The following is a 15739-nucleotide window of genomic DNA, read 5'->3' as shown; positions in this document are numbered from 1 at the left end:
CGTGAGCCGACGCATCCGCCTGATCGCCGCGACCGGCCTCGTGCTCGCGGCGTATCCGGCCTTCGTGCTCGGCACCGTCTATGCGCAGTGGTTCAGCGCCGACCTGCCGGGGGGACGCAACGGACCGTCGGACGCGTACCGCCACTCGCTCGCCAGCGCGACGGTCGCCTACACCGCGTCGCCGCGGCTGGTCGCGCTCGTGACGCGCGTGATGGAGCGCGACGGCATCGGCAGCGACATGCGCGCGATGGACGCGCACAACAATCGTATCGGTGCGCAGATCGGCGCGCATGCAACGAGTTGGGGAGAGATGCAGGACCGCGTCCTGCATGCCGTGCAAGCAGGCGCCGTGAACACCGCGGACGCCGACACGATCACCTGGCTGCCGCGCGAGCGGTGGCTGGACCGGATGTACTGACCGCCACGCCGTCTAAGGGAGAAGACCCGTGCAAGCTTGGAAGACGTTCGCCGCAATGCCGATGTGGAAGCGATTCGTGTACGCAGCGCCGATCGCGTTCCTGTGCTTCTGGGCCGCGCTTTCGCTGCAGGCGAAGCTCTGGACCGAAGCGGCCATGCTCGTCGTCGAAATGGAAACCGGCGGTGAGATCGAATCGAAGAACAGCTTCTTCAACCTCAAGGGCGAAGTCGGCATCGAGGACGTCAGCATGACGATGTTCGATCCGACCGGCGAGAACAGCATCACGTTCAAGGCCGACCGCGTCGTGGTCGAAACGCCCGGCTTCGGCTGGTACTTCTGGAGCACGATCTTCGTGAGCTCCGAGGAACTGCCGGACCTCGTCGGCGTGCGCATCGAGAATCCGCGCAACGTCGCGACCGATCCGAACACGCCCGGCAACTACACCAACCTGCCGTACGACGCGATGGGCTGCGTGGCCGAAATGCTGACGCCGACCGACCTGCGCGCGATGGGCGTGCCCACGCAGCGCCAGATCCGCATCGCGCTGGAGAAAGTCAGCGATGCCGAGACGACCGCGCGCTTCCGCCTGCGCACCGAGGGCGCCGGCGAGATGGAAATGAAACTGGCGCTCGAACTCAAGCGCCCGGTGAAGATGGAAGACTTCGCCCAGGACGTCGAGGAAGCGCCGCTGAAATCGGTGCAGCTGGACTTCAACGACCTCGGCTTCACCGCCAAGCGCAACGCCTACTGCGCGAAGAAGCACAACCTGACCGCAGCCGCGTTCGCCGACTACCACATGCAGGAGGTCGGACGCTTCCTCGGCGCGCAGGGCGTGTCGCTGGGGCAGGGCACGGCCGCGCAGTACCGCGACTTCGCGACCAACGGCGGCACGCTCCAGCTGCGCACGGCCGGCACGCGCAAGATCACCGCGAACGAGTTCGTCGAACTCTCGCGCATGCAGAAGATGCAGTTGTTCCCGCTGATGATCGCGGCCAACGGCAAGGCGCCGGCGAACTTCGCCTGGAACTACGGCGTGCAGCCCGCGCCGGCCGCAGCAGCAGCCGACGGCGCGGTCGCGATTCCCGTCGCCAACGTCGTCCCGGCGCCCGTCGCCGCGGTGCCGGCCGGCGGCCTGCCCGAAGCGGGCGCGGTCGTCGCCTACGCGCAGCTGCAGTCGCTGACCGGACACCACGTCGACATCACCACCACCTACGGGTCGGTGCGCAAGGGTGTCGTCAAACTCGTCGGCCCGTACGAGGCCAGCGTGCAACTCGACAAGGAAGAAGGCGGGCTGCTGCTGCACATGCCCGCCGATCGCATCACTGAAATCCGCTACACGCCCGTCGCACCCCCGGCGACGCAGGCGGCCAAGGCCAACTGAAGACAATGCCCAAGAGAACCGACCTCAAGACCATCCTCATCATCGGCGCGGGCCCGATCGTCATCGGCCAGGCGTGCGAGTTCGACTACTCCGGTGCGCAAGCGTGCAAGGCGCTGCGCGACGAGGGCTATCGCGTCGTCCTCGTCAACTCCAATCCGGCCACGATCATGACCGACCCCGAAATGGCGGACGCGGTCTACATCGAACCGATCAACTGGCAGACCGTCGAGAAGATCATCGCGAAGGAAAAGCCCGACGCGCTGCTGCCGACGATGGGCGGCCAGACCGCGCTCAACTGCGCGCTCGACCTCGCCGACAACGGCGTACTCGAGAAATACAACGTCGAGTTGATCGGCGCCTCGCGCGAAGCGATCCGCATGGCCGAAGATCGCGAGCTGTTCCGCATCGCGATGCAGGAGATCGGGCTGGAGTGCCCGAAGGCGGCAGTCGCACGCACCTTCGAACAGGCCGTGGAGATCCAGGCGCGCGTCGGCTATCCGACGATCATCCGCCCCTCGTTCACGCTCGGCGGCACCGGCGGCGGCATCGCGTACAACAAGGAAGAGTTCGAGGAGATCGCCAAGCGCGGCCTCGAACTGTCCCCGGTGCACGAGATCCTTGTCGAGGAATCGGTGCTGGGCTGGAAGGAGTTCGAGATGGAAGTGGTCCGCGACAAAGCGGACAACTGCATCATCGTCTGTTCGATCGAAAACCTCGACGCGATGGGCGTGCACACCGGCGACTCGATCACCGTCGCGCCGGCGCAGACGCTCACCGACAAGGAGTACCAGCGCCTGCGCGATGCCTCCGTCGCGGTGCTGCGCAAGATCGGCGTCGACACCGGCGGCTCGAACGTGCAGTTCGGCATCAACGCGCAGACCGGCCGCGTGGTCGTGATCGAGATGAACCCGCGCGTGTCGCGTTCCTCGGCGCTTGCGTCGAAGGCGACCGGCTTCCCGATCGCGAAGGTCGCGGCCAAGCTCGCCGTCGGCTACACGCTCGACGAGCTGCGCAACGAGATCACGGGCGGCAAGACGCCGGCCTCGTTCGAGCCCACGATCGACTACGTCGTCACCAAGATCCCGCGCTTCGCGTTCGAGAAGTTCCCGGCCGCCGATCCGCGCCTGACCACGCAGATGAAGTCGGTCGGCGAAGTGATGGCGATCGGCCGCAGCTTCCAGGAATCGCTGCAGAAGGCATTGCGCGGCCTGGAAACCGGCAAGGTCGGCCTCGATCCCACGGGCCTGGACCTCGCGACGGAAGACGGCATCGCGCAACTGCGCCGCGAACTGAAGGAGCCGGGCCCGGAACGCATGTTCCACCTCGGCGACGCGTTCCGCGCGGGCATGACGGTCGAAGACGTGCATGCGCTGTCGTTCGTCGATCCGTGGTTCCTCGACCAGATCGAAGAACTCATCGCGATCGAGAAGGACGTCGCCGCCGCGGGCCTCGACGCGCTCGACGCGCGCCGCCTGCGCCAGCTCAAGCGCAAGGGCTTCTCGGATGCGCGCATCGCGCAGCTCGCCGGCACCAACGAATCCGCCGTGCGCGCGCTGCGCAAGGCGTTCAACGTGCGTCCGGTGTACAAGCGCGTCGACTCGTGCGCGGCCGAGTTCGCCACGAGCACCGCGTACCTGTACTCGACGTACGAAGACGAGTGCGAAGCCAACCCGACGCAGCGCGACAAGATCATCGTGCTCGGCGGCGGCCCGAACCGCATCGGGCAGGGCATCGAGTTCGACTACTGCTGCGTGCACGCCTCGCTCGCGCTGCGCGAAGACGGGTTCGAGACCATCATGGTCAACTGCAACCCGGAAACCGTGTCGACCGATTACGACACCTCCGATCGCCTGTACTTCGAGCCGCTGACGCTCGAGGACGTGCTGGAGATCGTCGAACTCGAACAGCCCAAGGGCGTGATCGTGCAGTTCGGCGGACAGACGCCGCTCAAGCTCGCGCAGGCGCTGGAAGCCAACGGCGTGCCGGTGATCGGCACTTCGCCGGATTCGATCGACCTGGCCGAAGACCGCGAACGCTTCCAGAAGCTCGTCGACAAGCTCGGCCTGCTGCAGCCGCCCAACGGCACCGCGCGCAACCACGACGAAGCGCTCGCGATCGCGCGCCAGATCGGCTATCCGCTGGTCGTGCGCCCGAGCTACGTGCTCGGCGGCCGCGCGATGGAGATCGTGTATTCCGACGCCGACCTCTCGCGCTACATCCGCGAAGCGGTGAAGGTGTCGAACGATTCGCCGGTGCTGCTCGACCGCTTCCTCGACAACGCGGTGGAAGTCGACGTCGACATCATCGCGGACAAGGACGGCAACGTCCTGATCGGCGGCGTGATGGAGCACATCGAGGAAGCCGGCGTGCATTCGGGCGACTCCTCGTGCTCGCTGCCGCCGTACTCGCTGTCGAAGGACACGCAGGATCGGTTGCGCGAACAAGTCGTCGCGCTCGCGAAGGCGCTGAACGTCGTCGGGCTGATGAACACGCAGTTCGCGATCCAGCAGAACGAAGAAGGGCAGGACACGATCTTCCTGCTCGAAGTGAACCCGCGCGCCTCGCGCACCGTGCCGTTCGTGTCGAAGGCGACCAGCATGCCGCTGGCCAAGATCGCCGCGCGCTGCATGGCCGGCAAGACGCTCGCCGAGCAGGGGGCGACGAAGGAAATCGTGCCGGGCTACTTCTCGGTGAAGGAAGCGATCTTCCCGTTCGCGAAGTTCCAGAACGTCGACCCCATTCTTGGCCCCGAAATGCGTTCGACGGGCGAAGTGATGGGCGTGGGCCGCAGCTTCGGCGCCGCGTTCGCGCGTGCGCAGGAAGCCGGTGGCGTGAAGGCGCCGCCGGTCGGCAAGGCCTTCGTGTCGGTGCGCGATCCGGACAAGAAGCGCGTGCTGCCGGTGGCGCAGGATCTCGTGCGTCGCGGTTATTCGCTCGTCGCCACCGGCGGCACGGCGGATTTCCTGCGCGAGAACGGACTTGCGTGCGATCGCATCAACAAGGTGATCGAAGGCCGGCCGCACATCGTCGACCTGATCAAGAACGGCGAGATCGTGTATATCGTCAACACGACCGAGGGCAAGCAGGCGATCTCCGACTCGTTCTCGATCCGGCGCGAAGCCTTGCAGCAGCGCGTCACGTACTCGACCACCATCGCGGGCGCCCGCGCACTGCTCAACTCGCTCGACCATCGCGGCAAGGGCGAAGTGAACGCGCTGCAGGCGCTCCACCAGGAATTGACGAAGGCATGAGCAACAGGGCACCGATGACGGCGAAGGGCGCGCAGCGCCTGCGTGCCGAACTCGAAGAACTCAAGTCGGTGAAGCGGCCGGCGGTGATCCACGCGATCGCCGAGGCCCGCGCGCACGGCGACCTAAAGGAAAACGCGGAGTACCACGCCGCGCGCGAACAGCAGGGCTTCATCGAAGGCCGCATCAAGCAGCTCGAAGGCGAGCTGTCGCACGCGCAGGTGATCGACGTCGCTTCGCTCAACGCCGGTCCGCGCATCGTGTTCGGCGCGACGGTGGAGCTGGCCGACGCCGACAGCGGCGAAGAAAAGCAGTACCAGATCGTCGGCGACCTCGAAGCCGACATCAAGCTGGGGATGATCGCGATCTCCTCGCCGGTGGCGCGCGCGCTGATCGGCAAGCACGAGGGCGACGTCATCACCATCGAGGCGCCCGCCGGACAGCGCGAGTACGAAATCGTCGCGGTCCGTTACGAGGGCTGACGGCGGCATGGACGCACCCGCGGCGTCGGCGACCTTCCTGTTGCCGGCGCGCTCGCGGTTCGGCGCGCAGGCGTTGCCGCCGCTGTTCGCGAAGGCGCTCGGGCGTGCGGATCGCACCGAAGGCGACGCGGGCGAACGCGCGCAGTTGCTGCGCCACTTCGACCTGTTGCCGCGTGGCTGGCCCGTCGCTGCGATCACGCGCGCGTTCGATGCGAACGACGCCCCGTTGAGCGCGTGGTTGCGCGCCGATCCCGCGTTCGTGCGGCCCGACATCAACGGTGCGCGATTGCTCGCGTGCGGCGATGCGTTGCGGCTCGACCAGGCGGAAGCCGACGCGTTCGTTTCGGTGTTGCGTCCGTTGTTCGGCGACTCCGGCATGCCGATCGACGCGCCGCGTCCTGCGCGTTGGTACCTGCGATTGCCGCGCGAAGCGAAGCTGCCGTCGATGGCTTCGCCGGAAGAGGCGCTGGGCGCGGATCTGTTCGACCACTTGCCCGAAGGTCCCGAAGGGCGTCGCTGGCGCGCATTGCTGAGCGAAGCGCAGGTCGCGCTGCACCAGCATCCGTTGAATGCACAGCGCGCTGCCGCGGGCAAGCCGCCGGTGAACTCGTTGTGGTTCTGGGGCGGCGGCGTGTTGCCGGATCACGTGACGACGCCGCATGCGAGCGTGCGTTCGAACGAAATCACGTTGCGTGCGCTGGCTTCGATCGCCGACGCTGGCGGCGTCGATCTGCCTGCGCGTTTCGACGGCGCCGGATTGTTCGACCTGCGGTCGTTGCGCGATCTGCGTGCGCTCGATGCGGAGTGGGTGGAGCCGGCGCTCTCTTCGTTGAAGTCGGGCACGTTGTCCTCCCTCGCGATTGATTGCGAAGACGGCGCGCAGTTCACCTTCCTGCGCAGCCAGCGCTGGCGTTTCTGGCGCAAGCCGACGAAGGCCTTCGACGCATGACGATCATCCGCCGCATCGTGCGTCGCCCTGCGGTCGTGCCCGCGGGCGAGTGGCCGGACCAGGTGCCGATGCTGCTGCGTCGTTTGTACGCGACGCGCGGCGCTTCCGATTTCGAGAGCGCACGACCGAAGCTCGCGCGCCTGCATGCCCCCGATTCGCTCGGCGGCATGGACGCGGCCACCGCCTTGCTGCGCGATGCGATCGCGCAGGACAGGCACATCGTCGTCGTCGGCGATTTCGATTGCGATGGTGCGACGGCGTGCGCCGTCGGCGTGCGCGGCTTGCGGTTGCTGGGCGCGAAGCGCGTGTCGCACGCGGTGCCCAATCGCGCGGTGCACGGCTACGGTTTGTCGCCCGGCCTCGTCGACGATCTCGCCACGTTGCAACCCGACCTGCTGGTCACGGTCGACCACGGCATCGCATGCCACGCCGGCGTCGCCGCCGCGCGTGCGCGCGGTTGGCAGGTGCTCGTCACCGATCATCATCTTCCCGGCGAAACGCTGCCGGATGCGCACGCGATCGTCGATCCGAACCTGCGCGGCGACGGTTTCCCGAGCAAAGCGCTCGCGGGCGTCGGCGTGATGTTCTACGTGCTGCTCGCGTTGCGCGCACGACTGCGCGCGGAAGGCGCGGCGGCCGATGCGGACCTCTCGACGCTGCTCGACCTCGTGGCCGTCGGCACGATCGCCGACCTGGTGCCGCTCGATGCGAACAACCGCGCACTCGCCGGCGCGGGCCTGCGTCGCCTGCGCGCGGGGCAGGGGTGCGCGGGACTGCAGGCATTGATCGAAGCCAGCGGCCGCGATGTGCGCACGCTGACCGCGGCCGACATCGGCTACGCGCTCGCACCCCGCATCAACGCCGCCGGCCGCCTCGAAGACATGGCGGTCGGCATCGAATGCCTGCTCACCGACGACGCATCGCACGCGCGTCATCTCGCGACCGTGCTCGGCGAGATCAACGCCGAGCGCAAGGGCGTGCAGCAGCAGATGACCGACGAAGCGGAAGCGGCGCTGGCGCGTGTCGCGCTCGACGGCGCGTTGCCACCGGTGCTGTGCCTGTTCGATCCGGATTGGCATCCGGGCGTGGTGGGGCTCGTCGCCTCGCGCATGAAGGATCGCGTGCATCGACCGGTCGTCGCATTCGCGCCCGCCGAACCGGGCAGCGATGCGTTGCGCGGCTCCGCGCGTTCGATTCCCGGCCTGCACATCCGCGATGCGCTGGCCGCGGTCGACACCGCGTTGCCCGGGATGATCCCGCGATTCGGCGGCCACGCGATGGCCGCAGGCCTGAGTCTTCCGCACGGCGCGCTCGCAGGGTTCGCCGAAGCGCTGCGCACGCACGTCGAGCGCGTGCTCGACCCCGCGTTGCTGCACGCCGAACTGGTGAGCGACGGCATGCTCGAAGCACACGAGTTCGATCGCGCGAATGCCGAGTGCCTGCGCGACGGCGGTCCGTGGGGCCAGGCGTTCCCCGAGCCCGTGTTCGACGGCCTGTTCGACGTGATCGGGCATCGCGTGATCGGCGAACGTCACCTCAAACTATCGCTACGCATCGAAGGCCGCCCGCGGCCGGTCGACGCGATCCACTTCAACGGTTGGACCGGCAGGGCGCCGCCGTCGCGCGTGCACCTCGCGTATCGCCTGGCCGTCGACGATTACCGCGGCGGCGACGCGATCCAGCTCGTGGTCGAGCACCTCGACGGAGCGGCCTGATGGCCGGCGGACGGGCTCGGCTGAACCCGGAAGCGACCACGCCCCGGCTGCTATCATTCGCGACCAATCTGTTGCAGCCTCGCCCCACATGATCGAACTCAATCCCATCCGCCAGCGCATCGCCGACCTCACGGGCCGGCTGGATTCGCTTCGGGGGTATCTTTGACTACGACGCCAAGAAAGAGCGTCTGGAAGAAGTCAACCGCGAACTCGAAAGCCCGGACGTCTGGAACGACTCCGCGCGTGCGCAGGCCCTGGGCCGCGAACGCTCGCTGCTCGACAAGACCGTCAACGGCATCCGTGACCTGACCGAAGGCCTCGACGGCGCGAACGAGCTGCTCGAGCTCGTCGAGATGGAAAACGACGAGGACACGGCGAACGCGATCGTCGCCGACGTCGACCGTTACGCGCGCGGCGTCGAACAGCTGGAGTTCCAGCGCATGTTCGGCGGCAAGATGGATTCGCATTCGGCGTTCGTCGACATCCAGGCCGGCGCCGGCGGCACCGAGGCGCAGGACTGGGCCGAGATCCTGCTGCGCATGTACCTGCGCTGGGCCGAGTCGCGCGGCTGGAAGACCGAACTGCTCGAAGTCTCCGGCGGCGAAGTCGCGGGCATCAAGTCCGCCACGTTCCGCGTCGAAGGCGACTACGCCTACGGCTGGCTGAAGACCGAGATCGGCGTGCATCGCCTCGTGCGCAAGTCGCCGTTCGATTCGGACAACCGTCGCCATACCTCGTTCACGTCGGTGTTCGTCTCGCCCGAAGTCGACGACGAAATCGACATCGAGATCAACCCGGCCGACCTGAAGACGGACGTGTATCGCTCGTCCGGCGCGGGCGGCCAGCACGTCAACAAGACCGAGTCGGCGGTGCGCATCACGCACGTGCCGACGAATACCGTCGTCGCCTGCCAGACCGAGCGCAGCCAGCACGCCAACCGCGACCGCGCGATGAAGATGCTGGCGGCGAAGCTGTACGAGCTCGAGATCCAGAAGCGCAACGCCGAAAAGGATGCACTCGAAGCGAGCAAGTCCGACATCGGCTGGGGCAGCCAGATCCGCAACTACGTGCTCGACCAGAGCCGCATCAAGGATCTGCGCACCGGCGTCGAACGCAGCGACACGCAGAAGGTGCTGGACGGCGACCTGGACGAGTTCGTCGAGGCGAGCCTCAAATCGGGGCTGGAGGCCGGATCGAAACGCAGCGACGCTGCCTGACGATCCCTTCGAACCCGACACTCGCCACATTCCGACGACGACATTCCGATGACCGACGACACCACCGTCCAGCACGACGAAAACCACCTGATCGCCGAACGCCGCGCCAAGCTCGCCGCGTTGCGCACGCAGGGCATCGCGTTCCCGAACGACTTCCGCCGCGCCGACCACGCCGGCGACCTGCAGGCCGAATTCGCCGACGCCGGACAGTGGACGGGCGAAGCGCTCGAAGCGCTGCCGCGCCGCATCCGGATCGCCGGCCGCCTGCTCGCCAAGCGCGTGATGGGCAAGGCCGCGTTCGCGCAGATCCAGGACGTCACCGGCCGCATCCAGTTGTTCCTGCAGTCGACGGTGCTGGGCGAGACGTACGACGCGTTCAAGGGTTGGGACGTGGGCGACATCGTCGCGGCCGAAGGGTCGCTGATGCGCACGAAGACCGGCGAGTTGTCGGTGAAGGCCGACACGTTGCGCCTGCTCACCAAGTCGCTGCGCCCGTTGCCCGACAAGTGGCACGGCCTGGCGGACGTCGAGCAGCGCTATCGCCAGCGTTACGTCGACTTGATCGTGACGCCGGAAGCACGCGAAGTCTTCGTCAAGCGTTCGCAGGTGATCGCGTCGATCCGTCGCTGGCTCGATGCGCGCCGCTTCCTCGAAGTCGAGACGCCGATGATGCATTACATCGTCGGCGGCGCGACCGCGAAGCCGTTCGTGACCCACCACAACGCGCTCGGCCTGGACCTGTTCCTGCGCGTGGCGCCGGAGCTGTACCTCAAGCGCCTGGTCGTCGGTGGTTTCGAGCGCGTGTACGAGATCAACCGCAACTTCCGCAACGAAGGCGTGAGCACGCGGCACAACCCGGAGTTCACGATGCTCGAGTTGTACGAGGCCTACGCCACGTACGACGAGATCATGGATCTCACGGAAGACATGATCCGCCACGCCGCGCTCGATGCGATCGGCACGACCGCGATGACGTGGGAAGGCAACGCGATCGAACTCGGCCCGCGTTTCCGTCGCTGGCGCCTGGAAGAAGCGGTGCGCGAACTCAACCCGGACATCACCGTCGCCGATTGCCGCGACCGCGACGCGCTCGCGAAGCACTGCGAACGCCTTCGCATCCCGGTGAAGAAGGGCGAGGGCTGGGGCAAGCTGTTGCTGTCGATCTTCGAACACACGGTGGAAGCGGGACTCACGCAGCCGACGTTCATCACGCACTATCCGGTCGAGGTCTCGCCGCTCGCGCGCGAATCCGACACGGAAGCCGGCATCACCGATCGCTTCGAGTTGTTCATCGGCGGCAAGGAACTCGCCAACGGCTTCTCCGAGCTCAACGATCCGGAAGACCAGGCCGCGCGTTTCCGTGCGCAGGTCGAGGCGAAGGAAAGCGGCGACGACGAAGCGATGCACTTCGACGCGGACTACATCCGCGCGCTCGAAGTCGGCCTGCCGCCGACCGGCGGCCTCGGTGTCGGCATCGATCGCCTGGTGATGCTGCTGACCGGCTCGGACTCGATCCGCGACGTGCTGCTGTTCCCGTACATGCGCCCCGAGGCGCACGGGCACGGCTGATCTGTCCGCTATCGGTCTCCCCCCGCGTTCAATGGCGAGGGGAGGGCTGCATGGTGCAGATGGCACAAACCGATGTCCGTCGTTCGCGCGTCCGCATGGACGGCGAGGCGATCATCCGTGGGCCCGAGGGCGACTGGCGCGCGCCCCTGCACGACCTGTCGATCACCGGCCTGCACATGCGCCGCCCGCCCGGCTTCGCGCTCCCCGTGGGACAGGCGCTGGAAGTCGAAGTGCGTTGCGGACCACCGGAGGCGGAGATCGATTTCCTGCTGATGGCCCGGGTCGCGCGCATCGATGCATCGACGGTCGGCCTGCGCTTCGCGCCGATGCCCGGCCGCATGGTGCGCACCCTGGAGCGGGTGCTCTCTCACTACGGCACGCTACGGACCGGAAGCCCCGACGACCCGGTGGTGCGCCCTTGAGGCCCCTGCCTGCGGACGGCGTCGCGGATTCCGCTGCCGTTCCGTATTTCCCGCCGCACGGCGGAGTATCCTCCCGGTCAACGCCGGGGGAAGGATTCCGGGGGGCGCCAACGCATGCGGGTCAATGAAGTGAACGTGGTCATCGTCGACGACCAGACCTCGGCGCGCACCATGCTGCGCCACATCCTCGAGGACATCGGTCCCGAGTTGGCCGTGCATGATTTCGGCGACCCGACCGCGGCGCTGGCCTGGTGCGAGAGCAACCGGCCGGACCTGCTGCTTCTGGATTACCGCATGCCCGGCATGGATGGCCTGGAGTTCGCGCGCCGCTTCCGTCGTCCGCCGGTGCATCGCGATGTGCCGATCGTGCTGGTGACCGTCGTGGGCGACGAGCCCGTCCGCCAGGCCGCGCTCGAAGCCGGCGTCATCGATTTCCTCGTCAAGCCGGTGCGCCCGCGCGAACTGCGCGCGCGTTGCCGCAACCTGCTGCACCTGCGCCAGCAGGCCGAGACGGTGAAGCAGCGTGCGCTCTCGCTCGAGCAGCGCCTGCTGTCGTCGATGAACGAGGTCGAGGAGCGCGAACGCGAAACGCTGTCGCGCCTGGCGCGCGCGATCGAATACCGCGACATCGGCACGAGCGCCTACCTCGAACGCATGGCGCACGTCGCCGGCCTGATCGCCGAAGGCCTCGGCCTCACCGAGGACGAAGCGCGCCTGATCGAACTCGCGGCGCCCTTGCACGACATGGGCAAGATCGCGATCCCCGACGCCATCCTGCTCAAGCCCGGCCCGCTCACCGAACAGGAGGTGACGATCATGCGTCGCCATCCGCGCATCGGGCACGAGTTGCTGAGCGGCAGCCAGAGCCGCTTCATCCAGACCGGCGCGACGGTCGCGCTGCGCCACCACGAGCGTTACGACGGCAGCGGCTATCCCGACGGCCTCGTCGGCGAAGCGATTCCGCTGGAAGCGCGCATCGTCGCGGTGGCCGACGTGTTCGACGCGCTGATCTCCCCGCGCCCGTACAAGGAAGCGTGGTCGATCGACGCCGCGCTCGCGTATCTCTACGCGCAGCGCGGGCGCCTGTTCGATCCGCGTTGCGTCGAAGTGCTGATCCGCATGCGCGATCGCCTCGACGACATCTGCCAGCGCTTCTCCACCGTCAGCGCGCGGCCCGCACTGGAAGCCTGACCGTGGGACTGGCCGAACTCCGGCAGCGCCTGTCCAACCGCCCCGACAGCGAGCACGGGCAGGCGTTGGTGCGCCTGGCGGTGTTGTCGGTGGTGCTGGCCTACCTGCTGGTGCGCGGCCCCGGCGGCGAGCCGCTCTCCGAATATCGCGACGTGCTGCTGATGGTGTTCACCGGCTTCGCGGTCGGCCTGGGCATCGTGGTGTCGATCGTCTCGCGCCCGGGCGTCTCGCATCCGCGCCGCATCCTCGGCATGGTCTCGGACTACGGCCTCATGGGCCTGGCCATGATCCGCATGGGCGAACCGCTCGCGTGGGTCTACGTGATCCTGATGTGGGTGACGGTCGGCAACGGCCTGCGCTTCGGCAATCGCTACCTGTACATGGCGGTGTTCGGCGCGGTCACGAGTTTCGGCAGCACGTTGCTCTTCAGCGACTACTGGCACGGGAACCAGAGCCTCGGCGTTGGCCTGCTGGTCGGTCTCATCGCGGTGCCGCTGTACCTGTCGGGCCTGTTGCGTGCGTTGACGCGCGCGACCGAGGAAGCGCGCCGCGCGAACGAAGCGAAGAGCCGCTTCCTCGCCAACATGTCGCACGAGTTCCGCACGCCGCTCAACGGCCTGGCAGGCATGTCCGAACTGCTCGCGACCACGCGCCTGGACGCCGAACAACGCGAGTGCCTCAACACCATCCAGGCGTCCACGCGCACGCTGCTGTCGCTGGTCGAGGACGTGCTCGACATCTCGGCGATCGAGGCGGGCAAGCTCAAGCTGCACACCGTCGAGTTCTCGCTGCGCGAATTGCTCGAGGGCATCGGCGCGATCCTGCAGCCGAGCGCGCGCAACAAGCGCATCGAGTACGTGCTGAAGCTCGGGTCCGACGTGCCGGATCGCCTGCTCGGCGATGCGAGCCACGTGCGCCAGGTGCTGATCAACCTCGCCGGCAATGCGATCAAGTTCACCGACGAGGGCTCCGTGCGGCTCGAAGTCGCGCTCGCGCACGTGGAAGGCAAGAGCGTGCGCCTGCGCTTCACCGTCATCGACACCGGCATCGGCATTCCGGCCGCGGCGCGTGCGCGCCTGTTCGAGGCCTTCGAGCAGGCCGACGCCAGCCTGTCGCGTCGCTATGGCGGCACGGGCCTCGGCACGACGATCGCCAAGGGCCTGACCGAGGCGATGGGCGGCAGCATCGGCTTCGAGAGTTCGGAACAACGCGGCAGTCGTTTCTGGGTCGAGTTGCCGTTCGACCAGGTCGAGGCGGCGCCGTCGGAAGCGCCCGCGACCGAAGCCAAGCCTGCGCCTGCGCCGACCGCGCCGGTTGCGTTCGGCGAAACCGCGGCGAACGTCATCGCGTTCGGCGATCCGTTCCTGCGACATCGCGCGCGCGTGCGTTCGCTCGACCTGCTGATCGCCGACGACCATGCCGCCAACCGCATGGTGTTACAGCGCCTGCTGCAGAAGGCGGGGCATCGCGTCACCAGCGTCGGCGACGGCGAAGAAGTCCTCGATGCGTTGGCGGCGAACAGCTTCGACGCCGCGATCGTCGACCTCCACATGCCCGGCGTCAGCGGCCTGGACCTGCTGCGCGAGTTGCGCGTCATGGAAGCCGGCGGCGGTCGCCGCACGCCGGTGATCGTGCTCACCGCGGACGTCACGCCCGAGGCGATCCAGCAATGCGCGCAGGCGGGTGCGCGCGCGTTCCTGCCGAAGCCCGTCGTCGCCGCGCGCCTGCTCGACACCCTGGCTGAAGTCGCGATCAGCGGGCAGGCGAACACGGCGGCGCAGGCCAGCGTGCGCGTCGACCTGCCGGTGACCAACGACGACTTCGATCCGAGTGTGCTCGAGGAGCTCGCGTCGCTCGGCATGGGCGAAACCTTCGTGCGCGAATTCATCGCGCAGTGCCTGCGCGACGCGGAGACGTGCCTGATGTCGCTGGAGAAGTCCGGCGAAGCCGGCGACTGGGCGGCGGTGCGCGATCACGCGCACGCACTCAAGGGTGTTTCCAGCAACCTGGGATTGGTGAAGCTCGCCGCGGGCAGCAGCGAGTGGATGCGATTGCCCGAGTGGCAACTGACGCGCGAATGGCGGCCAAGGCTGGCCGCGCTGCGCGAACGCATGACGCAAGGACGCGCCGCGCTGGACGCGCGCGGACAACAGGCCGCGCGCGACAACGAAAACGGCTGATCAGGCGTTACGTCTGGTCGAACTGGCGAAGTTCACTCACGCAGCGGCTTCGGCTCCCGAACGGCGTTCCTGCGCGCGAACGATGCGGTCCATGGTCTTGAGCGAACGATCGCCCAGCGCCAGCGCCGTATCGACCCACACTTCGGTGATGCCCATCAGTTCGTCGTAACCGACCGGCTGCGCGATCTGGCGCACCTGGTTCAGCGCGAGATGCGAATGCGGGGCGCGCTGCTGGCGGGTGATCAGGTCTTGCACGGCGGCTTCGCCTTCGCCCTTCGGCACCAGGATGTCGACGACGCCGAGCTTGTGCAGTTCGTCGATCGTGTACACCTGGCCGCTGAGGATCATCTTCTCGGCCATCTGCGGCGACACGCGCTTGCACAGGAACGAGTAGGCGCCCATGCCCGGGAACAGGCCGAACAACACTTCCGGCAGGCCCATGCCGCAACCTTCTTCCGCCACGATCGTGTGGCACGACAGCGCGAGTTCCATGCCGCCGCCAAGCGCGTCGCCCTGGACCAGCGCGATGGTGCGCACGTCGCCGCCGAGACCGCTGTGGATCGAATGCACGCCGTCGACGCAACGACGCGCGTAGGCGAGCAGCTGTTCGCGATTGTTTTCACGGATGAGCTTGGCGAACAGTTCCAGGTCACCACCGAGGTTGAACGCGGGGGCGTCGGACGCGATGACCACATGGCGCAGGTTGCCGGGACGACGCTGGGTCTTCGGCAACGTGATGCCGTTGAGGTAGCGCCACATCTCATCCATCAGCTCCGTGCGGAAGCACGGACGGATGCCGGTCTTCGCGTCCGCATGCATGTAAAGCCAGTGAGCGGCGCCGGAGGGCTCGGCTTCGACGCGCAGGGTCGGGTAGCGGAGGCTGCGCTGCAGCTTCTCGATGTTGCTCATGATTTGTGTCCCCTTGGGATCCCGACCGCTAGACAGGGGTGGGCAGCGGGCGGGCAAT

The 15739-nt window shown here is 67.5% G+C and carries 12 protein-coding genes; 11 read left to right on the top strand and 1 reads right to left on the bottom strand.

Annotation, left to right across the window (positions count from 1 at the left end; translation table 11 throughout):
• Position 1: 1 nt before the first annotated feature.
• The 11 genes from LK996_RS09465 to LK996_RS09415 all read left to right on the top strand — a co-directional run bounded on the left by LK996_RS09465 (position 2) and on the right by LK996_RS09415 (position 14772).
• Positions 2 to 418, top strand: coding sequence for a DUF6973 domain-containing protein (locus tag LK996_RS09465; protein ID WP_230526941.1), 417 nt, complete (start codon positions 2 to 4; stop codon positions 416 to 418).
• 28 nt (positions 419 to 446) lie between these two features.
• Positions 447 to 1799, top strand: coding sequence for a hypothetical protein (locus LK996_RS09460; RefSeq protein ID WP_230526940.1), 1353 nt, complete (start codon positions 447 to 449; stop codon positions 1797 to 1799).
• Between the two features lie 5 nt (positions 1800 to 1804).
• On the top strand, positions 1805 to 5050 hold the full coding sequence (gene carB, locus LK996_RS09455) for a carbamoyl-phosphate synthase large subunit (RefSeq protein ID WP_230526939.1): 3246 nt from the start codon (positions 1805 to 1807) through the stop codon (positions 5048 to 5050).
• A gap of 14 nt (positions 5051 to 5064) precedes the next feature.
• Positions 5065 to 5529 carry a transcription elongation factor GreA gene (greA, locus tag LK996_RS09450; RefSeq protein WP_230527511.1) on the top strand — a complete coding sequence of 155 codons (465 nt, stop codon included), beginning with the start codon at positions 5065 to 5067 and terminating at the stop codon, positions 5527 to 5529.
• A gap of 7 nt (positions 5530 to 5536) precedes the next feature.
• A complete protein-coding gene (locus LK996_RS09445; protein WP_230526938.1) occupies positions 5537 to 6478 on the top strand; it encodes a phosphoglycerate mutase in 942 nt (313 codons plus the stop codon).
• Positions 6475 to 8193 carry a single-stranded-DNA-specific exonuclease RecJ gene (recJ, locus tag LK996_RS09440; protein WP_230526937.1) on the top strand — a complete coding sequence of 573 codons (1719 nt, stop codon included), beginning with the start codon at positions 6475 to 6477 and terminating at the stop codon, positions 8191 to 8193. The genes LK996_RS09445 and recJ overlap by 4 nt, the downstream gene beginning before the upstream one ends.
• Positions 8194 to 8281: 88 nt before the next feature.
• A protein-coding gene (gene prfB, locus LK996_RS09435) for a peptide chain release factor 2 (protein ID WP_230526936.1) occupies positions 8282 to 9410 on the top strand; the annotation gives its coding sequence in 2 pieces (ribosomal slippage) (positions 8282 to 8356 and positions 8358 to 9410; 1128 coding nt in all).
• Positions 9411 to 9458: 48 nt separating this feature from the next.
• The gene (gene lysS, locus LK996_RS09430; protein ID WP_230526935.1) at positions 9459 to 10979 is read left to right on the top strand and encodes a lysine--tRNA ligase; all 1521 of its coding nucleotides are present in this window, start codon (positions 9459 to 9461) and stop codon (positions 10977 to 10979) included.
• A gap of 50 nt (positions 10980 to 11029) precedes the next feature.
• On the top strand, positions 11030 to 11401 hold the full coding sequence (locus tag LK996_RS09425; protein ID WP_230526934.1) for a PilZ domain-containing protein: 372 nt from the start codon (positions 11030 to 11032) through the stop codon (positions 11399 to 11401).
• Positions 11402 to 11515: 114 nt separating this feature from the next.
• Positions 11516 to 12592, top strand: a complete 1077-nt coding sequence (gene rpfG, locus LK996_RS09420; RefSeq protein ID WP_230526933.1) for a cyclic di-GMP phosphodiesterase response regulator RpfG — start codon at positions 11516 to 11518, stop codon at positions 12590 to 12592.
• Positions 12589 to 14772, top strand: a complete 2184-nt coding sequence (locus LK996_RS09415) for an ATP-binding protein (RefSeq protein WP_230527509.1) — start codon at positions 12589 to 12591, stop codon at positions 14770 to 14772. The genes rpfG and LK996_RS09415 overlap by 4 nt, the downstream gene beginning before the upstream one ends.
• A gap of 36 nt (positions 14773 to 14808) precedes the next feature.
• Here LK996_RS09415 and LK996_RS09410 read toward each other — a convergent pair whose 3' ends face one another.
• On the bottom strand, positions 14809 to 15681 hold the full coding sequence (locus LK996_RS09410; RefSeq protein ID WP_230526932.1) for a crotonase/enoyl-CoA hydratase family protein: 873 nt from the start codon (positions 15679 to 15681) through the stop codon (positions 14809 to 14811).
• Positions 15682 to 15739: the final 58 nt, after the last annotated feature.

The organism is Noviluteimonas lactosilytica (genome assembly GCF_020866925.1).
Taxonomy (GTDB): Bacteria; Pseudomonadota; Gammaproteobacteria; order Xanthomonadales; family Xanthomonadaceae; genus Noviluteimonas; species Noviluteimonas lactosilytica.
This window is presented reverse-complemented; position numbering and strand designations above follow the sequence as displayed.